Source organism: Bradyrhizobium sp. HKCCYLRH2047 (assembly GCF_051168175.1).
GTDB lineage: Bacteria > Pseudomonadota > Alphaproteobacteria > Rhizobiales > Xanthobacteraceae > Bradyrhizobium.
In genome coordinates this window covers 92,329-118,351 of the sequence record NZ_JBNPUM010000016.1, presented here as the reverse complement: position 1 = coordinate 118,351, position 26,023 = coordinate 92,329, and the positions used below count along the sequence as shown (strand labels likewise).

The following is a 26,023-nucleotide window of genomic DNA, read 5'->3' as shown; positions in this document are numbered from 1 at the left end:
CTTGGAGGCTTTCGGACGCCGGCCGCCCGAATATGCCGCGCCGTCAATCATGCGGCCGGCATCCGAAACCCTTCACACAAGCGGCCGACCGGCGTCCCGGACACCTGCTTACGGTTGCGCATCGGAAGCAGACCTTCACGCGAGCTGGCGACCGGGCCCGTGACGGACCAAGCAGAGGTGGAGGGCAACGACACCGGGTTCGTCCGTCAGCCGCCGGGGCCGTCCTTCATGATGTAGCCCATCAGGTCGTCCACGTCGTGCTCCAGATCTCGGATGATGTTCTTGACGACGTCGCCGATCGAGATCACGCCTACGACCTTGCCCGCGTCCAGCACCGGCAGATGGCGAAAGCCGCGCTGCGACATCATCGCCATGCAACTGTCCAGCTTGTGGTCCGGCCTGATCGTCACCGGGTTGGCCGTCATCACCTGGCTCACCGGGGTCTGCTTCGCATCGAGCCCGGGCAGCAGCACCTTGATGGCGCAGTCGCCTTGCGTGATGATGCCGACCAGTACGCCGTCGTCGATGACCAGCACCGAGCGCACCCGATTGTCGCGCATCTGGCGCAAGGCTTCGACGACCATGTCGCCGGAATGAACATGGATCACGGCGGCACTCTTCTGGGCCAGCGCGCTTCTGACTGTGCTCATCGACGTCCCCTCCTGGACCCTGTTCTGCCCCGCCTTGATGGTCCGCTGGGCAGGATAGTCGAAATATCCGGCTTCGTCAGCGGCGCGCCGGGGCCGTGCGCCTGACTGTGGACCGCCATTGCGGTCGGGTAGAGAGCCCGGGGTCAAGCGGCGGCGGACCGGGAACTGCCGCACGGCAGCCGCGGCATCGAGGTCCCGTCAGAAACCCTTCACCATTTGAGCGCCTTTGACGGGAATGAACATGCGCCCTTAACGAAAGCGGGCAAAAATAGGCAGCTATTCTTCACTTGGCTGACTACGGTACCTCTTCGAGCCGCGTTGCGAGCCGGCAACGGCCGAACCGAATCCGAAATGCCTTCACGGAAGAGCAGGCCGGGGGGTGCAACTGCCGCGTGAAGAGTTGGTAAGGAAACGTTAAAGAGAAGTCGGGGATTTCTGATGATCGCGCCGGAAGAAGAGAGATTGCTGAAGACGTACCTGGTCGAGATGTTCGCCCAGATCAGCAGCATGCGGCGCGAACTCGCAGCTCTTCAAGGCGACGGCAAGGGCAGTTTTGCGTCGATGACCGACACGCTCGACGCGATCGTGGAAAATACGGAAGTAGCCGGAAACGCGATCCTCGAAAGCATGGAGGCGATCAGCGCCAGCGTCGGGAAGCTGCAGGGCGTCAAGGACCCGAAGACCGTAGCGGTCTGCGACGAGATCGTCGACAGCACAAACAAGGTGTTCGAGGCTTGCGCGTTCCAGGACCTCACCGGGCAGCGGATCACGCGGGTGGTCAAGTCGCTGAAGTTCATGGAGGACCACATCAACAAGCTCGTCCGCATCTGGGGAAAAGAGGAGCTGGCGCGGGTGGCCGCCGAGCTTGCTGCCCCCTCGAGCGTCCCGGACTTGCTGGAGGGTCCGAAACGGCCGGGCGTGGCGATTTCCCAGGACGACATCGACAAGCTGTTCACGTGAGTTGCGGCGGGACCGTCGTACTATCAGCTCCACGTCCTTGCGAGCGCAGCGAAGCAATCCAGAGTCCTTGCCGGGCCATCGATTGCTTCGCTGCGCTCGCAATGACGGAGTCAGATCACACGCAGCTACGTTACGGCCGCAGCGTCTCCATGAAGCTGACAGGCTCACCGGTCGCCGGCGTCAGCAGCTCGCCCTGCCACATCACACGTTGACCGCGCACGAAGGTGCCGACCGGCCAGCCGGTGACGCGCACACCATCATACGGCGTCCAGCCGGCTTTCGAGGCAACCCATTCGTGGGTGATGGTCTCGCTGCGCTTGAGGTCCACGATGGTCAGATCGGCGTCGTAGCCGGCGGCAATGCGGCCCTTGCGGGCGATGTTGTAGATGCGGGCGGGGCCGGCGCTGGTGAGGTCGACGAAACGCTGCAGCGACAGCCGGCCGGCATTGACGTGGTCGAGCATGATGGGCACCAGGGTCTGCACGCCGGTCATGCCGGAGGGCGAGGCCGGATAGGTCTTGGACTTCTCCTCGGCGGTGTGCGGCGCGTGGTCGGAGCCGAGGATGTCGACGATGCCCTGGTGGACGCCCCACCAGATCACGTCGCGATGATCCGCCGAGCGCACCGGCGGATTCATCTGCGCGTAGGTGCCGAGCCGCTCGTAGCACTCCGGCGCCGCCAGGGTGAGGTGATGCGGCGTCGCCTCGACGGTGGCGACGTCCTTGTGGTCGCGCAGAAACACGATCTCCTCCTTGGTGGAGATGTGCAGCACGTGGATGCGCTTGCCGGTCTCGTGCGCGAGATTGACCAGACGCTGCGTGGCGCGCAGCGCCGCCTCCTCGTCACGCCACACCGGGTGCGAGCGCGGATCGTTCTCGACCCGCAAATCCTTGCGCTCGTTGAGGCGGTACTCGTCCTCGGCGTGGAACGCGGCACGGCGGCGGATCACCTGGAAGATGCGGCGAAGGCTGTCGTCGTCCTCGACCAGCAGCGAGCCGGTGGAGGAGCCGACGAACACTTTCACGCCGGCGCAGCCCTCGGCGCGCTCCAGCACCGGCAATTGCTCGACGTTCTCGCGGGTGCCGCCGATGAAGAAGGCGAAGTCGCAATGCATGCGATGACGGCCGGCTTCGACCTTGGCGGTGAAGGCCTCCTCGGTCACCGTCAGCGGATTGGTGTTGGGCATCTCGAACACGGCGGTGACGCCGCCCATCACGGCGCTGCGCGAGCCGGTTTCGAGGTCCTCCTTGTGAGTAAGGCCAGGCTCGCGGAAATGCACCTGGGTGTCGATCACGCCGGGCAGCACGTGCAGGCCGGTACAGTCGATGATCTCGGCGGCCGAGGCGGCGCCGAGATTGCCGATCTCGACGATGCGCCCGGCGGAGATACCGACGTCGCGGACACCCTCGCCGTCCTGATTGACCACGGTGCCGGATTTCAGAATGACGTCGAACCGCGCGCTCATGAAGCCCTCATAGGATTTCATTCTCCTGACAACCCCAAGACAGCTCGATCATGCTGCGCGCCTGCCCATTTGCTGGCCTCCGGCGGCACGCGAGTCTCGATCTTTAGAATGAAGCCACCGCGCGGCGGCGTTTCAGCCTTGTGGTTTATGCCTGGGCGGCTTACGTTTCAGTGCGGCCTGTCGCAAGAGGTTTTTCGAATGAAGGCGACGTTTCTCGACGACCGGGGCGTGGTCCAGGTCAGCGGCGAGGATGCACGCAAGTTCCTCAACGGTCTCTTCACCACCGACGTCACCAAGCTCACGCCCGGCGAGGCCCGGTTCGGCGCGCTGCTGACGCCGCAGGGCAAGATCATCGTTGATTTCCTGGTGGCGCAGGTGCCGGCGACCGACGCCGGCGAGCGCTTCCTGCTCGACTGTCCGCGCGCGCTCGCACAGGCGCTCACCGACAAGCTGAATCTCTACAAGCTCAGGGCCAAGGTTGCGGTCAGCAATCTGTCCGACCAGGTCGGCGTGATCGCGGTCTGGGATGGCGCCATCGGCGCCACGCCGGAGCCGAGCTTCGCCGACCCGCGTCACGAGAGCCTCGGCGCACGCGTCATTGCGCCGCAGGAGGCGCTGGCGGAGATCGCCGCGCGGCTCGGCGCCGAGCTCGTCGATTCCGCCGCCTATGAAGCGCATCGCATCGACTACAGCGTGCCGCGCGGCGGGCTCGACTTCATGTATGGCGACGCCTTCCCGCACGAGACCAACATGGACCGGCTGCACGGCGTCGACGTCGGCAAGGGCTGCTATGTCGGCCAGGAGGTCGTGAGCCGCATGCATCATCGCGGCACCACGCGCACACGCGCGGCGAAGGTGCTGCTCGACGGGCCGGGTCCGGAGCCCGGCACACCGATTCTGGCCGGCGACAAGACCGTCGGCACGATGGGCTCGGCCGCCGCGCAGAAGGGCATGGCGTTGCTGCGCATCGACCGCGCCGCCGAGGCATTGGAGGCGGGAACGCCGCTCACCGCGGGCGGCCTCGTTCTGCGCATCGCCGATCCCGACGCGCTGCAGGGCGCGCCCAAGCAGACGGTCGCCTGAGCCGGTCTCATGGGTCGCGCTGCTGTCGTCCATCCCGATGGCCTGACGCGCTGCCCGTGGCCGGGCAGCGATCCGCTCTATGTCGCCTATCACGACACCGAATGGGGCGTGCCGGAATATGACGACCGCGCGCTGTATGAGAAGCTGATCCTCGACGGCTTCCAGGCCGGGCTGTCGTGGATCACGATCCTGCGCAAGCGCGACAATTTCCGCCGCGCCTTCGATGATTTCCAGCCGGAGAAGATCGCGCGCTACTCCGACAAGAAGATCCACGCGCTGATGAGCGATGCCGGCATCGTCCGCAACCGCGCCAAGATCGAAGGCACGATTCTCAGCGCGAAATCCTGGCTCGACATCCAGGACAAGGGTCCCGGCTTCTCGAAGCTGCTGTGGGGCTTCGTGGACGGCGCGCCCAAGGTCAACCAGTTCAAGACCACCGCCAGCGTGCCGGCCTCGACGCCGCTGTCGATCAAGATCTCCAAGGAGCTGTCGTCGCGCGGCTTCAAGTTCGTCGGGCCGACGATCGTCTACGCCTTCATGCAGGCGACCGGCATGGTCAACGACCATCTCGTCACCTGCTTCTGCCACGAGACCTGCAGCGGCAAGCGCCGCGCCCCGCGCCTCAAGCCTCCCAAATGACGACTGACAAGGCCCCGAGCGGGCACGACCGCGTCTGGCAGCGCATGCTGTCCGGCCGGCGGCTCAACCTGATCGATCCCTCGCCGCTCGATGTCGAGATCGCCGACATCGCCCATGGGCTCGCGCGCGTCGCGCGCTGGAACGGCCAGACCACCGGCGCGCACATCTTCTCGGTCGCGCAGCACACGCTGCTGGTCGAGACGGTGATGCGCGCGCGCAAGCCCAACATCGATGCGAAGCTGCGGCTCGCCGCGCTGCTGCACGACGCGCCGGAATACGTCATCGGCGACATGATCTCGCCGTTCAAGGCGGTGCTCGGCGGCAGCTACAAATCAGTCGAGAAGCGGCTGCTCGGGGCGATCCACATCCGCTTCGGCCTGCCGGCCGAGATTGCCCCCGAGATCGAGCGCCAGATCAAGGCGGCCGACCGCGGCGCCGCTTTTCTGGAGGCGACGCGCCTCGCCGGTTTCTCGGACAGCGAGGCGAAGAAGCTGTTCGGCCGCGATCCCGGCCTGCCGGACGCCACCGTGACCGACTATCTGACGCCCTGGAGCGCGGCCAAGGCCGAGAAGCAGTTCCTGACTCGCTTCAATACGGTGCTGGGGGCGTGCTGAGATGCCGCTGACGCCCGAAGAGCGCCAGAACGAGCGCCTGAAGCTGCTGGCCAATTGGGCCAACACGCTGGCGACCGCGATCGTTTCGGTCGGCGTTTTCGTGCCGATTGGACAGGAAATCTATGGCTTCCTGCCGCAAAATACCGACCCGACGCTGATCTATGTGTCGGCCCCGGTTTGCTTCATGGCCGGTTTGATCCTACATTTGGTGGGGCAATGGGTCCTTGGAGGGCTCCGATGACGATGGGCCAGATCTATGCGTTGAGCATGCCGCTCGCGGTGGCCGCGATGGTGGCGCTGTACGCTCTCATCCTGCGGCGTCCGTGGGCAGAGACGGGCGCTCGACAGCCGGTCCATTCATCACAGGCACGGCGTGAGGGTCTGCGCGACGGTCTCGTGGACCACATCGAGCGGCTCAACGCGGAGATCGAGGGCAAGGCCCATCTGGTTCGCCAGGAGCTGCGGCAGCTCAAGAACACGCGCTGAGGGCTGTCGGCGCACACATGCGCCAGCCCGACGGCAGACATCCAAAACGCGCTTTTGCAAAACGCGCTTTTGCCCTTGTGCCCCCATTCGTATAATCGGGCGTTCAAAGGCTCGCCATGATCCACGTCTGCTCACTCGCCGCCCTGCCCGAGACCGTGCGCCTGACCGGCGCCAGCCACGTGCTGACCATCATGGCCAATGTCGAGCAGGTGCGGCGGCCGGAGACGATCCGCCCCGAGAACCATCTGCGGGTCTCGGTCGACGACATCACCGAGCAGCTGCCGGGCTTCATGGCGCCGAGCGAGGATCACGTCGCCCAGGTGCTGGAGTTCGTGCGCGGCTGGGATCGTGCGGCGCCGCTGGTGATCCACTGCTATGCCGGCATCAGCCGCTCCACCGCGAGCGCCTTCGCCGCGGCCTGCGCGCTCAACCCCCATCGCGACGAGCTCGATATCGCCTGGGCGATCCGGCAGGCCTCGCCGATCGCCTCGCCGAACCGGCTGATCGTCAGCCTGGCCGACAGGGCGCTGGGCCGCAACGGCCGCATGGTGCGCGCGCTGGACGCGATCGGGCCCGGCGCCATGATGGTCGACAGCGCGCCGTTCCGGATCGATCTGGACTGAGTTGCGGCGCTGCGTAGCCGCATACCGGCGCGCTTTGAACTTATGTTCCGCGGTTTGACACAGAGGGAACGACGGCCATCGTGCGGCCCGCCGGAGCAGTTGGCCGATTCGCCGGGGTCCGCAAGGGCTCGCAGCTTCCCTCCACCCGTGACGCCTCCCGGCGGCATCGATTTCAGGATTTCCGCGTGATGTTCGATTGGCCCCTGGATTGGATCGCCCTGCTGGTGGCGTTCGCGGCGCTCGCCTTCGCGCGACGGACGTCCGACCGATTGGCCGAGGTGCAGGCACGGCTGGCCAAGCTCGAGGCCGCCCCCCCGATCGCGGCCGCGCCGGTGGTCGCGCCGCCGCTCAGCCCGCTTCAGGAGCCCGCTGAAGCCCCGCCAATGCCGCCTCCATTGCCGGAGCTGACCGAGCCTGCTCTCCAGCCCGCGGCGCTGGCGAGCGACGCAGCGGCCGATCAGCCGCCGCTCGTGTCCCCACCACCCGTGCCGCAGCCCGCGGCCGGCTTCGAGGAGCGCATCGGCACCCGCTGGGTGGTGTGGATCGGTGGGCTGACCCTGGCGCTCGGCGGCTTCTTCATGGTGCGCTATTCGATCGAGGCCGGCCTGGTCGGCCCCGAGGTGCGCGTCGCGCTCGGCGCGCTGTTTGCGGCCGCGCTGCTCGCGGCCGGCGAATGGACGCGGCGAAGGGAGAGCATCTCGCAGATCGCGGCGCTGCCGATCGCCAACATCCCGGCGATCCTCACCGCGGCCGGCACGGCGGTCGCCTTCGCCACCATCTACGCGGCCTACGCACTCTACGACTTCCTGCCGCCCGCGATCGCCTTCGTGCTGCTCGGCGTGGTCGCGCTGGGCACGCTGGCGGCGGCGCTGCTGCACGGCCCGGCGCTGGCCGGGCTCGGCCTCGTCGCGGCATTCACGACGCCGGTGCTGGTGTCGACCGGCGAGCCGAACTACTGGGCGCTCTACATCTACCTCGCCATCGTCACCGCAGCCGCGTTCGCGCTGGCGCGCGTGCGGCTGTGGCGCTGGCTCGCGATGACCACGATCGGGCTGTCGTTCCTGTGGACCCTGCCCGGGCTCGACGCGGGCGTCGAGACGGTGGCGCCACACGTCTTCCATGTCGTCGCCGGCTTTGCACTGGCCGCGCTGATCGTGGTCTGCGGCTTCATGTTCGGGCCCGCAGCCGACAATGACGAGGTCGAGCCGATCTCGTCGGTGGGGCTCGCCGTCTATCTGCTCGGCGCCATGCTGGTCGTGCTGGCGAGCTTCCATGACGGCCTGGCGCTGATCGGCTTCACGGTGCTGGTCGCGGCGACGCTGGCGGTCGCCTGGCGCGCGCCGAGCGCAGCCGGCGCGGTGGCCGCCGCCGCTGCGACCGTGTTCCTCGTGTTCGCCGAATGGGCGCTGCGCGACAATCCGGACCTGCTGGTGCTGCCCGGCGGCGCGCTGCCGGGAATGGGACCGAACCCGCTCGGCGCATCGGTCACCTCGCATCTGGTCACGGCGGCGATCTTCGCGCTCGGCTTCGGCGGCGCCGGCTTCCTGGCGCAGGGGCGCTCGCACAACGCCGCCGTGCCGGTGGTGTGGTCGGCGGCCGGCGTGTTCACGCCGCTGGCGCTGCTGGTCGCGCTCTACGCGCGCATCGCCCATCTCGACCGCTCGATCCCGTTCGCGATCGTCGCCGTCGTGCTCGCCGCCGGCTTTGCCGTCGCCACCGAGGCGCTGACGCGGCGCGAGGAGCGTCCCGGCCTCAGTGTCTCGATCGCGCTGTTCGCGACCGGCACGCTGGCCGCGCTGGCGCTGGCGCTGACCTTCGCGCTGGAAAAAGGCTGGCTGACGATCGCGCTGGCGCTGATGTCGCTCGGCACCGCCTGGATCTACGAGAGCCGGCCGATCCCGTTCCTGCGCACGCTCGCGGCCGTCTTTGCCGGTCTCGTGGTGCTGCGCATCGGCCATGATCCGCGCATCGTCGGCGCCGATGTCGGCACCACGCCGATCGTCAACTGGCTGCTGTGGGGCTATGGCGTGCCGGCGGCGTCGTTCTGGGGCGCGAGCTATCTGATGCGCCGCCATGGCGACGACGCGCCCTTACGCGCGGTGGAGGCCGCCGCGATCCTGTTCACCACCCTGCTCGCCTTCCTGGAGATCCGCCACGCCGTCAATGACGGCGACATGCTGGCGGTGCCGTCGCTTGCCGAAATCGGCCTCGACGTCTGCGTGGCCCTGGCGCTGGCGATCGGGCTGGAGCGGTTGCGGGCGCGCAGCGGCAGCATCGTGCACAACATCGGCGCCGTGATCCTGACCGGCGTTGCCGGCGGCGCCACCGTGCTCGGTCTGCTGATGTTCGAGAACCCGATGATCTCGGACGTCGCGATCAAGGGCGGCCTGCTCAACATCCTGATCCTGGCCTATGCGTTCCCGGCGGTGCTGATGCTGCTGCTGTCCTACGCGGTCGCAGGCCGCCGTCCGCCGGCCTATGGCAATACGCTGGCCGCGGGCGCGCTGGTCATGGCGCTGTCCTATGTCAGCCTCGAGATCCGCCGGATCTATCACGGCCCCGATCTGACGGCAGGGCCGACCAGCGCCGCCGAGCAGTACACCTATTCGATCGCCTGGCTCGCCTTCGGCGTGGTGCTGCTCGGGATCGGAATCGTCGTGCAGTCGCAGCGCGCGCGTCTGGCGTCCGCCATCGTGATCGCGCTGACGATCCTGAAGGCCTTCCTGGTCGACATGTCGGCTCTGACGGGCGTGTGGCGCGCACTGTCGTTCATCGGACTCGGCCTGGTGCTGGTCGCGATCGGCTGGCTGTACCAGAAAGTGCTGTTCCGGCGGCAGCAGCAGGTGCCGCCGGCTCAGCCGGCGGCGTAGTCTCGCGAATGCTTACGCCGCGCGGACCGACTGCAGGAACGAGGCAACCTCGCGCTTGAGGCGGTCACTGTCGACGGCCAACGATTGCGCCGCGGACAGAACATGGGCCGACGCCTGGCCCGTCTCCGACGCTCCGCGCTGCACGTCAACGACGTTCGACGACACCTCCTGCGTGCCTTGCGAGGCCTGCTGGACGTTGCGCGAGATCTCCTGGGTCGCCGCGCCCTGCTCCTCCACCGCGGCGGCGATCGCGGACGAGATCTCCGACAGTTTCTCGATGGTCGTGGAGATCGCCCGGATGGCGCCGACCGATTCCTGCGTCGCCGCCTGGATACCGGACACCTGCTGGCCGATCTCGTCGGTCGCCTTGGCGGTCTGCTCGGCCAGCGCCTTCACCTCGGAGGCGACGACCGCGAAGCCGCGGCCAGCCTCGCCGGCGCGGGCCGCCTCGATGGTCGCGTTCAGAGCCAGGAGGTTGGTCTGTCCGGCGATCGTGTTGATCAGCTCGACGACGTCGCCGATGCGCGCAGCCGCCTTGCTCAGTTCGCTGACGCGATCGTTGGTCATGCGCGCCTGGTCCACGGCCTCGGTGGCCATGCGGGCCGATTCCTGCACCTGGCGGCTGATCTCGGTGATCGAGGACGACAGCTCCTCGGTCGCCGAGGCGACCGACTGCACGTTGGTGGAGGCCTCCTCGGAGGCCGCCGCGACCATCGTGGAGATCTCCTGCGAGCGCGTCGCGGTGGATGACAGCGCGCCGGCGGAATGCTCGAGCTCGGTCGAGGCCGAAGACACCGTCTGCACGATCTCGCCGATCGTCGCCTCGAACTGGCGGGTGATGTTGTCGACGCGACGGCCGCGTTCGATCTTGGCCTCGGCATCGTGAGCCGCGAGCTCGTCGGCCTCCTTCTTGGCGATCAGCGCCTCCTTGAACACCTGCAGCGTATCGGCCATGGCGCCGATCTCGGTCGGTTCGCCGCGATGCGTCACCTCCGCGCCGAGATCGCCCTTGGCGAGCTCCTGCATCGGCTTGATGATCGAGGCGATGCCGGACGAGACGTTCTGCACGAGATAGAATCCGACGCCGATGCCGGCAATGACGGCCGCGGCAATGATCGACACCACGAGCCAGATCGCACGCGTGAAGCTCTCGGCGGCCTGCCGCGTCGCGTTGTCGGCGCCCTTGTTGTTGAACTCGATGTCCTGGATGAAATACTTGTCGGCATCGCGCGCGATCGCGGCGGCCGATTTTTCCAGCATTTCGGTGGCTTCGTGCGGGATCTTTCCGACGCTCTTGTTGGATTCGTCCATCACCTGCTTGACCGCGACGACATACTTCTCCCAGGACTGCACCCAGTTGTTGTAGATCGCCCGCTCCTCGGTCGAGGTGATCATCGGCTCGTAGGTCTTGCGGTCCTTGTTGATCGTCTCGAGGATTCCGTTGACGCGCTTCTCCGCGCCCTGCTTGGCCTCGGCCGTCTCCGACATCACATGCGCGCGCAAGGCGATGCGCAGCAGGTTGATGTCGGCGCGCAGCTCGCCGATTGCGCGCACGCTCGGCAGCCAGTTTTGGGCGATGTCGACCGTGTTGGCATTGATCGACTGCATGCTGGTGACGGCGAGCACGCCGAGCCCGCACATGGTGACGAGCATGAAGGCGATGACCGATATGATCTTCGTACGGATGGACATTGTTGACACGGAGGACCCCAGCTGACTGCGTGGTTCGGCCGCGTTCTGCCAGCGCCAGGGACGGCCCGAACATCCAGGTCTGCGCTGCGCTGCGCGGTCGAAGGTCAGGAGATCGGCAGACTCCGAAAATTCCGGACCCGCACGTCGTCGCTGACGGAACTCATTGGGCGCGAAACAGGCTTATCGGAGGTTAATGCGGGAACCGTAAGATTACGGACAAACCGCATAAAATGATCATCGTGCGCAACGACGCGGTGCTCCGAAACCGGCCCGCGCTGGACCAGGTCTCCCGATACCGTTGCAGGATTGCGTCGAAGCAGGAGCTTCAAACGGTGCGCCGGGCAAAGGGCGATCACTGCCGCCACCCGCACTGGCAGGCGCCGCAGCTACCGACGACGCTGATCATCGTGCGTATCTATCGGAGATGAGGTGGCCGCGGCACGACGCGGAGCCAGGGCCGAACTCTACCGGGTTGCGGCCGACCCGCCCGGAGTGGACGCAGACTTCATCGAAAGATGCCCCGCACGAGCGATCGGCGCCACGGCAAACCGGACCGGGCTCCGACGGCCCACAACCCAATCACCCGGACAGCCGGACCTCAGCCGACCGCTTCGGACACGAGGCGAATCCGGAACACCGGTTGCTTGGCTTCGTCGAGCAGTTCCATCTGCCACTCGGCCCCCTGCTGCAACGACTTCGAGATCCCACCGATCAGGTCGGAGCAGACAGCCGTCAGCTCGTTCCAGGCGGTTTCCCGGTTGGCGAATTCATAAGGCTGGTCAGCAGCGCCAGAATAGCGGCCCTGGCTGATCCGGAAGAAATAAAGCGACATAACGACCCTTTCTCATGGGCCACCCCCCTGGTCGCAAACTGCACACGAGTCGCTACCGAGGCATGAATTTAAGATTCCGTACGACTACGGCGCAATGACCACTAACGTGCGGTCAGCTTAAAATATTGCTCTATGTTAATAGGGAGCTGGTTTTTCAATGATCGGTGAACTAACAACTAATCGGTCGAGCGACGCAGCTCCGGCGCCGCATCCGACTTCGCGTTATCGGATTTGGTCATCTCAGCCTTCGCGTTTTCGGCCTTGATGTTCTCAGTCTTGGAACTGTCCGCCTTGGCGGCCTTCGCAGCATCTGCCTTCAAGGGTTCAACCTTGCTGCGCTCCACCCGCGGCGTCTCGACCCGCGCCGCGACTTCGGTGTGCGAGCCGTCAGCCGCGGGCGCAGCAGCGCGTGCGCGCGGCCGCGCCACGGCGCGCGCCATCAGCATGGTGGCTCCGCCCTGGTGCTGGAAATCGCAATAGGCGAAGGCGCCGAGCCCGGAGACCGAGCCGCGGAAGCTGCGGTCGTCCTTCTTGTCGAGGTTGAAGCACGGCTCGAACGGCATGCCCTTGATGGCAGCGCAGACATTCTGGCCGCGAATCTGCAGGGTATTGCCGGGCAGACGGATGTGACGCACCGGGCCAGAGCCGGAGAACTGCACCGCGCCGGCGGCGCCCATGTCGTCGAGGATGCGGCCCGCGCCACGGGTGCCGTCGACACAGGTGAAGGCGAACACCTTCCCGGCGACGAATTTGCGGGCCTCGTCGGCGGTCATCGAACCCGCGATCGCGGGAGCAATCACGGCACCGGCAGTCACGGTCCCCAGCAATATACGCGCGAGCATGCATCAAACTCCCACTTAACCCCACGCAGCGGGTAAGGCGGTATCTTTACCCCATGCTTACCATACCAACCATGGCAACAATGGAGCAGCATGGTTTGAAAAGTCTGAACGTCCTCAGGATATTCTTACCACCGTACGGCCGCGGACCTGGCCCGCGAGGATCTGCGGACCCAGCGACGCCACCTGGTCCAGGGCAATTTCGTGAGTGATTTCAGCTAGTTTTGCGCGATCCAGATCGGTCGCGAGGCGTTGCCAGGCCGCCTTGCGCGCCGGCAGCGGGCACATCACCGAATCGATGCCGAGGAGGCACACGCCGCGCAAAATGAATGGCGCCACCGACGATGGCAAATCCATGCCGGCAGCGAGGCCGCAGGCGGCGATGGCGCCGCCATATTTGGTCATCGCCAGCAGGTTGGCGAGCGTATTGGAGCCGACGCTGTCGATGCCGCCCGCCCAGCGCTCCTTCGCCAGCGGCTTGGCCGGCCCGGACAGCTCGTTGCGGTCGATGATCTCGGCGGCACCGAGCGACTTGAGATAGTCGGCCTCGGCCGGCCGGCCGGTCGAAGCGATCACGTGGTAGCCGAGCTTGGCGAGCACCGCCGTCGCCACCGAGCCGACGCCGCCGGCCGCACCCGTCACCACCACCGGCCCGCTCGCCGGCGTCAGCCCGTGCTTCTCCAGGGCGAGCACCGCGAGCATCGCGGTGAAGCCGGCGGTGCCGATCGCCATCGCGTCGCGGGCCGACAGCCCCTGCGGCAGGCCGACCAGCCAGTCGCCCTTGACCCGCGCCTTCTCGGCATAGGCGCCGAGATGGGTCTCGCCCATGCCCCAGCCGGTGCAGATCACGGCATCGCCCGGCTTCCAGGCGGGATGGCTGGACTGCTCGACCGTGCCGGCGAAATCGATCCCCGCGATCATCGGGAAGCGGCGCACCACCGGCGCCTTGCCGGTCAGCGCCAGCCCATCCTTGTAGTTCAGCGCCGACCACTCGACCTTCACGGTGACGTCACCGTCCATCAGCTCGGCTTCATCGAACTGCGTCAGCGTCGCGGTCGTTCCCTTGTCCGCCTTGTCGATCCGGATCGCCTTGAACGTTCCCACTGCCGCACTCCCTGCGCTGTCTTCGTCTCACGCCATGTTTAGCCGATCGGATCGGCCGCGCAACTCAGGTCGCGGGAACGGCACGCGCGACCGGCTTCTCGACGATCGGCAGGTTGATCAGCGCCGACAGCACGCCGAACAGGATCGAGAGCCACCAGATCGGCGTATACGAGCCGTAGCGCTCGAACACGATGCCGCCGAGCCAGACGCCGAGGAAACCACCGACCTGGTGGCTCACGAAGGCGAAGCCATAGAGCGTGGCGAGCCAGCGGGTGCCGAACATGATCGCGACCAGCGACGAGGTCGGCGGCACCGTGGAGAGCCAGGCCAGCCCCGACACCGCGCCGAACGCGATCGCAGTCGCCGGCGTCACCGGGAACGAGATGAAGGCGAGCGTCGCCAGCGCGCGGGTGAAATAGATGAAGGACAGGATGTAGCGCTTCGGCAGCCGGCTCTGCAGCCAGCCGACGCTGAGCGAGCCGATGATGTTGAACAGCCCGATCGCCGCGATCACCCAGCCGCCGGTCTGCGCCGACAGGCCTCGATCGACCAGGAATGCCGGCAAATGCACGGTGATGAAGGCGAGTTGGAAGCCGCAGGTGAAGAAGCCGAGCACCAGCAGCACGTAGGAGCGGTGGCCGAACGCCTCCATCAGCGCCGTCGTGAACGACTGCTGCTCGGCCTCCGTCGGCTTGGCCTCGGCGGCCGGCGGCGTTGCCACGGCGAGCGAGAGCGGGACGATGAACAGCATCAGGCAAGCGAACACCATCAGCGCGCTCTGCCAGCCGAACTGGTCGATCAGCGCGACGCCGAAGGGCGCGAACAGGAACTGGCCGAGCGAGCCGGCCGCGGTGCCGGCGCCGAGCGCGATGCCGCGCCGCTCCGGCGGCAGCAGCTTGCTGAAGGCCGACAGGATGAGGTTGAACGAGCAGCCCGACAGGCCGAAGCCGACCAGCACGCCGGCGCCGATGTTCAGCGACAGCGGCGAGCTGGAATAGCGCATCATCAGCAGGCCGCCGGCATAGAGCAGCGCGCCGACACAGATCACGCGCATCACGCCGAAACGGTCGGCGATCGCGCCGGCGAGCGGCTGACCGAGCCCCCACAACAAATTCTGCACCGCCACTGCAAGGGCGAACACGTCGCGGCCCCAGGCGAACTCACGGCTCATCGGCTGCACGAAGAAGCCGAGGCTGGAGCGCGGACCGAAGCTCAGCAGCGCAATCGCGCAGCCGCACACGATGATGACCACCGGCGTGCGCCAGCCCTGGCTGCGGGACACCGTGCCGAGATCGCCTGCCTGTACCGACATCCGTGTCCTCCCTGCCGCGGTCGCTGTCCGCCGCGCCTCTCCGGTTAATGCATCTGCATTGAACTCCCAAGCTCAAAAGCGGAACCCAGCCATGAAAAATTTCGATGTGGCGGCCAGCCATGAGCAGGTGTCATCCGAAGCAAGTTCCGGCAGCGGAACTCGCTCCTGCGTCTTTGTCCCGGCGGGAAACGTCCTGATACGCGAGTCGCGAACGACGATTCATCCTGCGCGGGAGCGACCTTCAGAACGGCCGCTATTTGTCGCCAAACACCAATAAACAGCGAAGGAAGTCTCTGAAGAAGAACTAACAGGTACCGCGGTACACATGCGCACGGAATGTGGAATTTGGACAGCACATGGACCACGATCAGATCGAGACATCCGGCCACGTCGTGATCGTCGGCGCCGGAGTTGCCGGACTGTTCTGCGCGCTGAAGCTCGCCCCGCAGCCGGTCACGCTGATCTCCGCGACCTCATTGGGCGAGGCCTCGTTCGGCACGACGATGCAGGCCGACATCGCGGCAGCGGTGTCATCCGGCGACAGCCCCGATACCCACGCCGCCGACATGATCGCTGCAGGTGGCGGCCTGGTCGACGCGACGGCTGCGCTGGCGCTCGCGCGCGATGCTTCGGCCGCGATCGAGGACCTGGTCCGCCTCGGCGTGACATTCGATCGTGATCACGGCGGCAGGCTGGCGACGTCTCGTGCGGCTGCGCACGCCGCGCGACGGATTCTCAGCGTTCGCGGGGACTTCACCGGACAGGCGATCATCACCGCGCTGTCGCAAGCCGTGCGCGCGACGCCCTCGATCCGCATCATCGAGGGCCATGTCGCCGACGCGCTGCTGACGGAAGACGGCGCGGTGCGTGGCCTGCAACTCCGGCCGACCGATGACGACGCGGCCGCGCCGATGCTGATCGCGGCGCCGGCAATCGTGCTGGCCACCGGCGGCATCGGCCGGCTGTTCGCGGCGACCACGAATCCGCCGCACGCCACCGGCATCGGTCTCGCCATCGCCGCGCGCGCCGGTGCGGTGATTGCCGATCCGGAGTTCGTGCAGTTTCATCCGACCGCGATGATGACCGGTCGCGATCCGGCGCCGGTTGTGAGCGAGAGTCTGCGCGGCGCCGGCGCGATCCTGGTCAACCGGCGCGGCCAGCGCTTCATGCTGCCGCGCCATCCGCTGGTCGATCTTGCCCCGCGCGACACGGTGGCCCGCGGCGTCATGGCCGAGATCATCGCCGGACGCGGCGCCTTTCTCGATGCGCGCGACGTGCTCGATGACGACGTCGCCGAGCGCTATCCGATGCTGCATCGGGCCTGCGCCGCCGCGGGGCTCGATCCGACCCGCCAGCCGATTCCAGTGGCGCCGGCGGCGCATTTCCACATGGGCGGGATCGCGGTCGACGCGCGGGGCCGCAGCACGATCGAGGGGCTCTGGGCGGCAGGTGAAGTCGCCGCGACGGCAACGGATGGCGCCAATCACATCGCCGGCAACGCGCTGCTCGGCGCGCTGGTGTTCGCCCGGCGGATTGCCGACGACATCTCCGGCCGGACGTTCACCGCCTCCTCCACCCTGCAGCACGTTGCGTTCGCCGATCCGGCCGGATCCTGTGCGGGCGCTGCCGAGGTGTCGCTGCGCGAGATGATGACGAGCCAGCTCGGCGTCATCCGCGACGAGGAGCGGCTGGCCGAGGCCATCGCCGCGATTGCCAGGATGGAGCGCGACGCCGGCAGCCCGAGGCTGCGCAACATGGCGAGCGCCGCGCTGCTGATCGCCACCGCGGCCTGGAGCCGGCGCGAGAGCCGCGGCGCGCATTGCCGCGCCGATTGCCCGGCCGAGAATCCGGGCTTTGCGCAGCGGACGATGACGACGCTCACGGCGGCGCGCGAAATCGCCGACGAGCTCAGCGCGCGGCCGACGGTGCGCCTGCCACGCTCGCTCAGCGCCTAGCGCCGCGTCCAGTTCGGATTGATCTCGGCCTCGCTCTTGGCGGCCTCGGTCAGCTCGGCCGAAATGGCCGCCGTCTGCTGTGGCGTGCCCCAGCTCGGCGCGTCGCTGCCGTCGCCCCACTTCTTCGGCCGGTAGAAGGTGTGGACGCCGAACTTGTACATCCGCTTCATCTCGGCGACCCAGGATGGCCGCACCCAATAGGCATGATAGTGGGTCGACTTGCCAACCTCCGGCAGCCAGATCTGGCCGTCGAGCATGGCCTTCGCGATCTTTCTGGCGCGGTCCCACATCTCGGGCTCGCGAATGACCTCCGGATTGTTGTCGCAGGCGAAGGTGAACTGGCAGGCGAAGTGGCGGTATTTGTTCTGGTAGACGACGCCGCACACCGTGGTGGGATAGTAGCCGGAGAACGCCCGGTTCAGCACGACCTGCGCCACGGCCATCTGGCCGCGCACCGCCTCGCCGCGGGATTCGAAATAGACCGCTTCAGCGAGGCACTTCTCGGACTTGAAGCGCGCCTTCTCGTCGGTGAGCCCCAGGCGTTCAGCCGGAGTCCTGTCGCGCTGATTGTCGGCGTTGACCTCGCCTTTCGGCGCGATGCTCTCGCCGCCATCACCGGCCTTGGCAGCAGCCTCGGCCGGCTGTGACAGCACCGCCATCGGCTTGAGGTCCGGATCCGGCATCACGATCAGTGGCGCCTCGCCTGGCAGCCATGTCTCCATGGTGCCGGCAGCACCGCCCAGCGACGACGTGCCGAAATAGAGATTGGACGTCTTGACGTTGAGGCCGTCATAGCTGACGGCGCCGTCCACCAGGATCTGATCGGCTGCAGGCTTCAGCTCGCCCGAGGGCTGGATCTCGGACTTCGTCGCGTCGTACTGCGCGAGCGGCGGCGCGCTCAGCGCCTCCTGCAATTCGGGATCGAGTGCAGCGCGCTGCGGGAGCGGCGCCTGCGCCGGCGCTTCCGTCGTCTTGGCGCCGAACACGGAGGAATTCGAATCGGGTTGAGTCGATGGCGTGGGTGCGGGCTCGGAGGGTGCGGGCTCGACGGGCGCGGCCGATTCGGTCGGCTGCGCCGGCGGCGTCGGCGGCCGGACGACGAGACGATCGCCCTTCAGCGTGCGATCGACCTTGGGAAAATCGGAGGCCTGGTAGCGCGGCGGAACCTGCAGCACCGGATTGCGCGGCGTCGACCCGGTGATGTCGAGGCCGCGGCCATCGAGGCTCGCGAGGCGGATGCTCCCCGCCTGCGGCGCCGAGGTTCCGATCGGACGGCCGAAACTGTAGGTAGCGAGCTGAATGGAGGCCGCAGCCGAGAACACGCGCTTCTGCCAACGCTCGGCGACGCCCGGCTGGCGGGCGAGCAGAGAAGCGATGTCTTGATACCCGGTCTCTGTCGGCATCAGAGCGAAGACGCAGAGACCGAGTCCGAAGGACGCATATCGCGCGCCCTTCGGACCGGGACGCAGAACTAACATCGGTACGCTCAACGCAACGCTTACTGGATCGACCGAACAACAGTGCTTCCGTGCAATTCGATCTTCTCTCTTCGTATCGGGTTTAGGTTGCCGAGGAGTTAATCCGCGTTGCAATCGTGAGACAGGCAAGCGGGGAAGTTGCAGAGCGTTTTGCGATCGATATGTGTGGTAAACAGCGCGCCGACGAGAACGGTGAACATTCGGTCAACGAACGCGGTGAATGAAAATCATCTGCGCATGATTGACGGCGGCGGAGTGTTCCATCGGACCTGCGCCGTTGCTCTCTCCACTCGTCATTCCGGAGCGCCCCCAGAATGACGGCAGAGTCGGAGAAGGAGTGCGCCTTGCGTCACGTGCGCACCCCATCGTGACGAACCTCACCAATGAAAAAGGCCGGCAACATGTGCCGGCCTTCATCAGATCAGATCGATCGCAGCAAGATCAGGCCTGGCTCGCGATCTCCTTGCCGAGCGCGGATTGCGCGGCGGCGAGGCGCGCGATCGGCACGCGGTAGGGCGAGCACGACACGTAGTTCATGCCGACCTTGTGGCAGAACGCCACCGAGGCCGGATCGCCGCCATGCTCGCCGCAGATGCCGACCTTGAGCGTGGGCCGCGTGGCGCGGCCGCGCTCGACGCCGATCTTGACCAGCTCGCCGACACCCTCGCGGTCGATCGAGATGAACGGATCGATCTCGAGGATGCCCTTGGCGACGTAGGCGCCGAGGAAGCTGCCGGCGTCGTCGCGGCTGATGCCGTAGGTGGTCTGCGTCAGATCGTTGGTGCCGAACGAGAAGAACTCGGCGGCTTCCGCGATCTGGCCGGCCATCAGCGCGGCACGCGGCAGCTCGATCATGGTGCCGACCTGGTACTCCAGCTTGGCGCCGGTCTCGCGGATCACCGCCTGCGCCATCGCGTCGATGCGCGCCTTGACCAGATCGAACTCGGCCTTGGTCGCGATCAGCGGCACCATCACCTCGAGGCCGACGGCCTCGCCGGTGCGCTTCTCGGCCTCGACCGCCGCCTCGAAGATCGCGCGCGCCTGCATCTCCGCGATCTCCGGATAGGCGATCGCCAGGCGGCAGCCGCGGAAGCCGAGCATCGGGTTGAACTCGGAGAGCTCGCGGGCGCGGTCGGCCAGGCGACGCGGATCGGTGTTCATCGCGCGCGCGACTTCCTCGACCTCGGCCTGGGTGTGCGGCAGGAACTCGTGCAGCGGCGGATCGAGCAGACGGATCGTGACGGGAAGCCCCTTCATGATCTCGAACAGCTCGACGAAGTCGGCGCGCTGCATCGGCAGCAGCTTGGCGAGCGCGGCGCGGCGCTCCTGCTCTTCCTCGGAGAGGATCATCTCGCGCACCGTGCGGATGCGCGTCTCCTCGAAGAACATGTGCTCGGTGCGGCACAGGCCGATGCCCTCGGCGCCGAACTTGATGGCGGTGCGCGCATCCTCCGGGGTGTCGGCATTGACGCGCACGCCGGTCTCGCGCACGGCGTCCGCCCAGCCCATCAGGGTGCCGAACTCGCCGGACAACTCCGGCTCGATCATCGGCATGCGGCCGGCCAGCACCTGGCCGACGGAGCCGTCAATGGTGATGACGTCGCCGGTCTTGAAGGTGCGCGAGCCGATGCTCATCGTGCCCCGGCCGTAGTCGACGCGGATGGTGCCGCAGCCGGAGACGCAGGGCTTGCCCATGCCGCGCGCGACGACGGCGGCGTGCGAGGTCATGCCGCCGCGCGTGGTCAGGATGCCCTCGGCGGCATGCATGCCGTGGATATCCTCCGGCGAAGTCTCGATGCGGACCAGGATCACCTTGCGACCGTCGGCCTGCAGCTTGGTGGCTTCGTCCGAGGAGAACACGATCTCGCCCGAGGCCGCGCCCGGCGAGGCCGGCAGGCCGGTCGCGACCACATCGCGCTTGGCGGCGGGATCGATGGTCGGGTGCAGGAGCTGATCGAGCGAGGCCGGGTCGACGCGGAGCACGGCATCGTTCTCCGAGATCAGGCCCTCATTGGCGAGCTCGACGGCGATGCGCAGCGCCGCCTTGGCGGTGCGCTTGCCGCTGCGGGTCTGCAGCATCCACAGCTTGCCGCGCTCGACCGTGAACTCCATGTCCTGCATGTCACGGTAGTGCTGCTCGAGCAGCGTGTAGATGCGGGTCAGCTCCTTGAACGCGTCGGGCATCGCGACTTCCATCGACGCCTTGTCGGAGCCGGATTCGACGCGGGCATCCTCGGTGATGTCCTGCGGGGTGCGGATGCCGGCGACGACGTCCTCGCCCTGCGCATTGATCAGGAACTCGCCGTAGAGCTTGCTCTCGCCGGTCGAGGGATTGCGGGTGAAGGCGACGCCGGTGGCCGAGGTGTCGCCCATGTTGCCGAACACCATGGCCTGGACGTTGACGGCGGTGCCCCAGGATTCCGGGATGTCGTGCAGCTTGCGATAGGTCACCGCGCGCGCGTTCATCCAGGATGAGAACACCGCGCCGATGGCGCCCCAGAGCTGGTCATGCGGGTCCTGCGGGAAGTCCTTGCCGGTCTCGGTGGCGACGGCTTCCTTGTACTTGCCGACCAGCATCTCCCAATCCTCGGACGAGAGATCGGTGTCGAGCTGATAGCCCTGGGCGTCCTTGAAGCTGTCGAGGATATCCTCGAAATGATGGTGCTCGAAGCCGAGCACGACATCCGAATACATCGTGATGAAACGGCGATAGCTGTCGAAGGCGAAGCGGCGATCGCCCGACAGCGACGCCAGCGCCTCCACCGTCTGGTCGTTGAGACCGAGATTGAGCACGGTGTCCATCATGCCCGGCATCGAGGCGCGGGCGCCGGAGCGCACCGAGACCAGCAGCGGGTTCTCCGGATCGCCGAATTTCTTGCCGGTCAATTTGCCGATGTAGTCGAGCGCCTTGTCGACCTGCGACTGCAGCTCCTTCGGGTAGGTCTTGTCGTTGGCGTAGAAGTAGGTGCAGACCGAGGTCGGGATGGTGAAGCCCGGGGGCACCGGCAGGCCGAGATTGGCCATCTCGGCCAGATTGGCGCCCTTGCCGCCGAGCAGATCGCGCAGACCGGCCTTACCTTCGGCCTTGCCGTCACCGAAGGTGTAGACCCACTTGTTCGGCTTGATCGCGGTGGCCGCGCTCTTGGCCGGGGCCTTTGCCGCCGACGCCTTCGCGGCCTTGGCGACCGGCCTGGCAGCCGTTTTGGCCGGCTTCTTCGGAGCGGTTTTCACTGGCGCTTTCGGTGCAGACCTGGGCGCGACCTTGGCCGGGGCCTTGGCAACGGGCTTCGACGCCGTCTTGAGCGCCTTGCGCGGCGGAGCGAGTGCTGCGGTCTTGGCCTTGCCCGGCTTGGAAGGCTTTGATTTCGCTGTAACTTTCTTAGACTTCGCTACCGCTTTGGCCATGAGGTGCTTCGATCCGCAAATGGGAGGAGAAATCGCGCGCCTTACACCACTTTGGGCGCTGCGGCGCAAGCTCGGGGGTTCCCGACCTTGGGACTAGAAGTGCAGCCACTTCAGCAGGCCCATGCCGATCAGGCCGTTCAGGATGAGGAAGATCGCGACGATCAAATTCAAGAGGCGCGGCATGATCAGGATCAGGACGCCGGCGATCACGGACATGATCGGCGAGATATGGGCAACGGTCAGGGTCATCGACGAGCTCTGAATGATTGAAGGACGAGGCTGGGGCGATTCGATTTGGCCGGACTTTATCCTGGCCCATCGTGGCGGAATAGGAGACGCACGGCACGAGTTCCGGTTCCCCCACCACTCGATCTGCCGCAAAAATGCCGCCGGTTCCACCGTCCTCCGCGCGGAACGATGATCTGCTGCGGGCATTGGGAAGCAGGTGCCGGCACGCGCCGGTCTCTCTCAGCGATCAACAGCTCAGGAGTCCCGTCCATGCGAACCCATCTCACCCTTGCTGCCCTCGTGGCCGCACTCGTGATTCCGGCGGCCGCACAGGCGCAATCCTACACCACGGGCGTCGGCCGCAGCGTCGTGGTCGAGGAGGACGCTCCAGTGATCACGGTCGAGCGGCGGCCGGAGTTTCGCGAATATGTCGTCCGCGAGCGCGTTCCCAACTATGTGATCCCCGATCGCGTCGTTGTTGGCACCGTGCTGCCAGAGTCCGGTGTTACATATTACGACGTCCCGCAGCGCTTCGGTGCGACACCTTACCGTTACACCGTAGTCAACGGCGAAACTGTTCTCGTCGAACCGCGATCCCGGCGGATCATTCAGGTTGTCGAGTAGTTATAGAGCTGCATTTGGTCGCCAACGCCCCCGCAAGCGGCCAGATGTAAAAGGCCCTGCCCGGTTCCCCCCGCCGGGTGGGGCTTACTTTTTTCACCGTCATCGCAAGCGTCACGACGCGATCCAGGGGCGGTCGACGACGCCTGCTGTGAGCCAGGGCGCAGTGGCGCTCAGGCAGCCGTCTTCACCACTAGGCGATGGATGACCTTGCCCGAGGAGGCGCTGACCACATCCTCGTCGAGCAGGCTCGTGTCAGCTTCGAAGAGTGCGCGGATGGTTGCGAGGTCGACCACCGCATAGAGCCGGCCGTGGGCATCGCGCTGATCGGCCTGCTTTGTCACCCGCCAGCTCAGATACAGGACACCGCCGGGCTTCGTGATCGCGCGCATCCGCCGCACCGACGGCACCACGTCGCTGCGATCGAGATGCATCAGCACGGTCTCGCACAGCAAATTGTCGAAGCTTGCATCTGCGATGTTGGCGAGGGCGGGCAGTTCGGCATGCGTGAACGACGCGTTCGGATAGCGCGTGCGCGCTTCAGCCAACAGTCCCTCCGACGCGTCGAAACCTTCCGCAGGATACCCGTTGGCATTCAGCCAGCCGACCTCGCGGCCGCTGCCGCAGCCGATGTCCGCGGTGCGGCCACCGGACACGAAGAAGCGCCTGATGATGGCGTGGAGATCGGCCGGCGCCGGCTGCGCATGCCAGTCGGCCGCGAACGCCGCCGCCTCACGGTCATAGGCGGCGAGCGTCGGGCGGTCCATCCTCAGCCCTCGATCTTGGAGAAATCCGCGACCGCGCGCGTGGCGCTACGGATCTCGTTGAGCAGCCTGAGTCGGTTCTCGCGGATCGCTGCGTCGTCGTCGTTGACCTTCACCTTGTCGAAGAACGCATCGACCGCCGGACGCAGCTTCGCCAGCGCACGCATCGCCGCGGCGAAGTCCTCCTTGGCGACGGCGGCGCCCGCGTCCGCAGCGACCTCGCCGATCGCCTGGGCCAGCGCCTTCTCCTCGTCGAGCTTGTAGAGCGCGGCATCCGGCGCACCCTCGAACTTGCGCTTGTCCTTCTTCTCCTCGATGGCGAGGATGTTGGAGGCGCGCTTGGTGCCGGCGAGCAGGTTCTTGCCGTCGTCGCTGTCAAGGAACTTGCCGAGCGCCTCGACGCGGCGGACGACCATCAGCAGGTCATCCTGGCCGCCGAGCGCGAACACGGCGTCAACGAGATCGTGGCGGGCGCCCTGCTCGCGCAGTTGCACCTTGAGGCGGTCGGCGAAGAAGGAGAGGAGGTTAACGGCCCTCTCATCCAAGAATCGCCCACCGAAAGAAACCTCACTGCGGTGTCCGCCGCTAGCAATCGCTCCAATGGTGATGCCAAGTTTTTTTGAGGCCTCGTCTCGAGCCTGTATATCCCGCATGATATTGGCGAGATCTATCTTCTCAAAAAGCGGACTAACAAGAGTACCAATTGATATGCGAAGATCGCTTTCCAAGACTAGCCTGATCACGCCCAGCGCCGCGCGCCGCAGCGCATACGGGTCCTTCGAGCCCGTCGGCTTCTCGTCGATCGCCCAGAAGCCGACCAGCGTATCGAGCTTGTCGGCGAGGGCCACGGCCACCGCGACCTTGTCGGTCGGCACGCGATCACCGGGCCCCTGCGGCTTGTAGTGCTCCTCGCAGGCGGCGGCGACCGAGGCATCTTCGCCCTGGGCCAGGGCATAGTACTTGCCCATCAGGCCCTGCACCTCCGGAAATTCGCCGACCACTTCGGTCAGCAGATCAGCCTTGGCGAGCTTCGCCGCACGCACGGTCTTTGCGGCGTCGGCGCCCACCAGCGGCGCGATTTCTGCGGCGAGCTTCTCGATCCGCGCGATGCGCGCGGCCTGGGTGCCGAGCTTCTCGTGGAACACGATCTGCTCGAACTTCGGCAGCCGGTCCTCGAGCTTCGTCTTGAGGTCGGTCTCATAGAAGAACTTCGCATCCGACAGCCGGGCGCGGATGACGCGCTCGTTGCCGGCGATGATGGTCTTGCCGCCGTCGGTCGCCTCGATGTTGGCGGTCAGGATGAACTTCGGCGCCAGCCCGCCGGTCTTGGGATCGCGGACCACGAAGCATTTCTGGTTGTTGCGAATGGTGGCGCGGATCACCTCGCCAGGGACCTTCAGATACTCCGGATCGAAGGAGCCCATCAGCACCACCGGCCATTCGACCAGGCCCGCGACCTCATCGAGCAGCACGGGGTCCTCGACCAGCTCATAGCCTTGCGCAAACGCGAGCTGCTTGGCGTCGGTGACGATGGTGTCCTTGCGGCGGTCAGGATCGAGCACGACCTTGGCGTCGAGCAGCTTCGCCTCGTAATCCTCGAAGCGGCGCACCGAGATCGGCGCGGGCGCCATGAAGCGGTGGCCGAACGTGGTCTGTCCCGCCTCGATGCCGTCGACGGCGAAGCTGATCACGTCGGGCTCCTCGGTCTCCAGGCCGAAGGTCGCGGTGATCGCGTGCAGCGGACGCACCCAGTTGAGCGCACCCGGCTTTTCCGAGCGCTTGCCCCAGCGCATCGATTTCGGCCACGGGAATGTGCGCACGATCACCGGCAGCATCTCGGCGAGCACGTCCAGCGTGGCGCGGCCGGGCTTCTCGATCAGCGCGACGTAGAAGTCGCCCTTCTTCGGATCGCGCTGGATCGTGGCCTCCTCGATCGAGGACAGGCCGGTTGCTTTCAGAAATCCCTGGATCGCCGCGTCAGCGCCGCCGACGCGCGGACCCTTGCGCTCCTCTTTCAAGTCGGCCTGCCGCGCCGGGATGCCGTGCACGGTCAGCGCCAGCCGCCGCGGCGTCGCGAACGCCTTGGCGCCTTCATAGACGAGCCCCTCGGCGACCAGCTTGTCGGTGACCATGCGGCGCAGATCGTCGGCCGCCTTGGCCTGCATGCGCGCGGGGATTTCTTCGGAGAACAGTTCGAGGAGAAGGTCGGGCATGTCTCAGGTCTCTCTGCACGAAGAACCACCTTCCCCTGGAGGGACAGGCCATCGCGAATTGCTAAACTCGTGGAAAGCAGCTTGCCTCCCACCGTCCTTCGAGACGCCCGCCGAAGGCGGGCTCCTCAGGACGAGGTCTGATTTTGCGGCGAGATCCGAAAGACCGTCATGGTGAGGAGCGCCGCAGGCG

At 66.5% G+C, this 26,023-nt stretch carries 23 protein-coding genes; 11 read left to right on the top strand and 12 right to left on the bottom strand.

Translation table 11 applies throughout. From position 1 onward, the window contains the following. Positions 1-206: 206 nt before the first annotated feature. A complete protein-coding gene (locus ACQR1D_RS28835) occupies positions 207-650 on the bottom strand; it encodes a CBS domain-containing protein (protein WP_434840429.1) in 444 nt (147 codons plus the stop codon). 438 nt (positions 651-1,088) lie between these two features. Here ACQR1D_RS28835 and ACQR1D_RS28830 point away from each other — a divergent pair, with 438 nt between their 5' ends. Further along, entirely contained in the window at positions 1,089-1,610 is a 522-nt protein-coding gene (locus tag ACQR1D_RS28830) for a protein phosphatase CheZ (RefSeq protein WP_434840430.1), read from the top strand. 130 nt (positions 1,611-1,740) lie between these two features. Here ACQR1D_RS28830 and ACQR1D_RS28825 read toward each other — a convergent pair whose 3' ends face one another. Then, positions 1,741-3,075, bottom strand: coding sequence for a dihydroorotase (locus tag ACQR1D_RS28825; protein WP_316178468.1), 1,335 nt, complete (start codon positions 3,073-3,075; stop codon positions 1,741-1,743). A gap of 198 nt (positions 3,076-3,273) precedes the next feature. Here ACQR1D_RS28825 and ACQR1D_RS28820 point away from each other — a divergent pair, with 198 nt between their 5' ends. From ACQR1D_RS28820 to ACQR1D_RS28790, 7 genes are all read left to right on the top strand, one after another. Then, complete coding sequence (locus ACQR1D_RS28820) at positions 3,274-4,158, top strand: YgfZ/GcvT domain-containing protein (protein WP_434840431.1); 885 nt, start codon at positions 3,274-3,276, stop codon at positions 4,156-4,158. A gap of 9 nt (positions 4,159-4,167) precedes the next feature. Continuing rightward, positions 4,168-4,797 carry a DNA-3-methyladenine glycosylase I gene (locus ACQR1D_RS28815; RefSeq protein ID WP_434840432.1) on the top strand — a complete coding sequence of 210 codons (630 nt, stop codon included), beginning with the start codon at positions 4,168-4,170 and terminating at the stop codon, positions 4,795-4,797. Beyond that, positions 4,794-5,411, top strand: a complete 618-nt coding sequence (locus ACQR1D_RS28810) for an HD family hydrolase (protein WP_316178222.1) — start codon at positions 4,794-4,796, stop codon at positions 5,409-5,411. Before ACQR1D_RS28815 ends, ACQR1D_RS28810 begins: the two co-directional genes overlap by 4 nt. 1 nt (position 5,412) lies before the next feature. Then, positions 5,413-5,652, top strand: a complete 240-nt coding sequence (locus tag ACQR1D_RS28805; protein WP_315802850.1) for a hypothetical protein — start codon at positions 5,413-5,415, stop codon at positions 5,650-5,652. Continuing rightward, complete coding sequence (locus ACQR1D_RS28800; RefSeq protein WP_315802849.1) at positions 5,649-5,897, top strand: hypothetical protein; 249 nt, start codon at positions 5,649-5,651, stop codon at positions 5,895-5,897. Before ACQR1D_RS28805 ends, ACQR1D_RS28800 begins: the two co-directional genes overlap by 4 nt. A 116-nt stretch (positions 5,898-6,013) precedes the next feature. After that, positions 6,014-6,520: a tyrosine phosphatase family protein gene (locus ACQR1D_RS28795; RefSeq protein ID WP_315802848.1), complete on the top strand. Its 507-nt coding sequence runs from the start codon at positions 6,014-6,016 to the stop codon at positions 6,518-6,520. 188 nt (positions 6,521-6,708) lie between these two features. Continuing rightward, positions 6,709-9,390 (top strand): DUF2339 domain-containing protein, encoded by a 2,682-nt coding sequence (locus ACQR1D_RS28790; protein ID WP_434840433.1) that lies wholly within the window; start codon positions 6,709-6,711, stop codon positions 9,388-9,390. Between the two features lie 12 nt (positions 9,391-9,402). Here the strand turns inward: ACQR1D_RS28790 and ACQR1D_RS28785 are convergent, their stop codons facing one another. Then, entirely contained in the window at positions 9,403-11,091 is a 1,689-nt protein-coding gene (locus ACQR1D_RS28785) for a methyl-accepting chemotaxis protein (RefSeq protein ID WP_434840434.1), read from the bottom strand. Between the two features lie 221 nt (positions 11,092-11,312). On the opposite strand from ACQR1D_RS28785, the gene ACQR1D_RS28780 reads away from it, so the two are divergent. Beyond that, positions 11,313-11,510, top strand: a complete 198-nt coding sequence (locus tag ACQR1D_RS28780) for a hypothetical protein (RefSeq protein ID WP_315802844.1) — start codon at positions 11,313-11,315, stop codon at positions 11,508-11,510. A 170-nt stretch (positions 11,511-11,680) separates the two neighbouring features. On the opposite strand, the gene ACQR1D_RS28775 is transcribed toward ACQR1D_RS28780, so the two are convergent. From ACQR1D_RS28775 to ACQR1D_RS28760, 4 genes are all read right to left on the bottom strand, one after another. Next, positions 11,681-11,914: a DUF6894 family protein gene (locus tag ACQR1D_RS28775; RefSeq protein ID WP_015668557.1), complete on the bottom strand. Its 234-nt coding sequence runs from the start codon at positions 11,912-11,914 to the stop codon at positions 11,681-11,683. A gap of 176 nt (positions 11,915-12,090) precedes the next feature. After that, positions 12,091-12,756 carry a hypothetical protein gene (locus ACQR1D_RS28770; protein WP_315802843.1) on the bottom strand — a complete coding sequence of 222 codons (666 nt, stop codon included), beginning with the start codon at positions 12,754-12,756 and terminating at the stop codon, positions 12,091-12,093. Between the two features lie 114 nt (positions 12,757-12,870). Continuing rightward, positions 12,871-13,857, bottom strand: a complete 987-nt coding sequence (gene acuI, locus ACQR1D_RS28765) for an acrylyl-CoA reductase (NADPH) (protein WP_434840435.1) — start codon at positions 13,855-13,857, stop codon at positions 12,871-12,873. A 64-nt stretch (positions 13,858-13,921) separates the two neighbouring features. Further along, on the bottom strand, positions 13,922-15,169 hold the full coding sequence (locus ACQR1D_RS28760) for an MFS transporter (protein ID WP_434840436.1): 1,248 nt from the start codon (positions 15,167-15,169) through the stop codon (positions 13,922-13,924). A gap of 356 nt (positions 15,170-15,525) precedes the next feature. On the opposite strand from ACQR1D_RS28760, the gene ACQR1D_RS28755 reads away from it, so the two are divergent. Then, positions 15,526-17,124 carry an L-aspartate oxidase gene (locus ACQR1D_RS28755; RefSeq protein ID WP_315802840.1) on the top strand — a complete coding sequence of 533 codons (1,599 nt, stop codon included), beginning with the start codon at positions 15,526-15,528 and terminating at the stop codon, positions 17,122-17,124. Here the strand turns inward: ACQR1D_RS28755 and ACQR1D_RS28750 are convergent. The 3 genes from ACQR1D_RS28750 to ACQR1D_RS28740 form a co-directional block, all read right to left on the bottom strand. Further along, a complete protein-coding gene (locus tag ACQR1D_RS28750; protein ID WP_434840437.1) occupies positions 17,121-18,602 on the bottom strand; it encodes a cell wall hydrolase in 1,482 nt (493 codons plus the stop codon). The two genes, ACQR1D_RS28755 and ACQR1D_RS28750, sit on opposite strands and share 4 nt — an antisense overlap. Positions 18,603-19,043: 441 nt before the next feature. Beyond that, positions 19,044-22,007, bottom strand: a complete 2,964-nt coding sequence (ppdK, locus tag ACQR1D_RS28745) for a pyruvate, phosphate dikinase (RefSeq protein WP_315802838.1) — start codon at positions 22,005-22,007, stop codon at positions 19,044-19,046. Between the two features lie 93 nt (positions 22,008-22,100). Further along, positions 22,101-22,256: a DUF3096 domain-containing protein gene (locus ACQR1D_RS28740; protein WP_012042558.1), complete on the bottom strand. Its 156-nt coding sequence runs from the start codon at positions 22,254-22,256 to the stop codon at positions 22,101-22,103. A gap of 249 nt (positions 22,257-22,505) precedes the next feature. On the opposite strand from ACQR1D_RS28740, the gene ACQR1D_RS28735 reads away from it, so the two are divergent. Continuing rightward, positions 22,506-22,859 carry a DUF1236 domain-containing protein gene (locus ACQR1D_RS28735; protein WP_315717233.1) on the top strand — a complete coding sequence of 118 codons (354 nt, stop codon included), beginning with the start codon at positions 22,506-22,508 and terminating at the stop codon, positions 22,857-22,859. 170 nt (positions 22,860-23,029) lie between these two features. On the opposite strand, the gene ACQR1D_RS28730 is transcribed toward ACQR1D_RS28735, so the two are convergent. Together ACQR1D_RS28730 and glyS are read right to left on the bottom strand one after the other, a co-directional pair. Continuing rightward, positions 23,030-23,623, bottom strand: coding sequence for a class I SAM-dependent methyltransferase (locus ACQR1D_RS28730; protein ID WP_434840438.1), 594 nt, complete (start codon positions 23,621-23,623; stop codon positions 23,030-23,032). A gap of 2 nt (positions 23,624-23,625) precedes the next feature. After that, positions 23,626-25,833: a glycine--tRNA ligase subunit beta gene (gene glyS / locus ACQR1D_RS28725; protein ID WP_434840439.1), complete on the bottom strand. Its 2,208-nt coding sequence runs from the start codon at positions 25,831-25,833 to the stop codon at positions 23,626-23,628. Positions 25,834-26,023 lie beyond the last annotated feature (190 nt).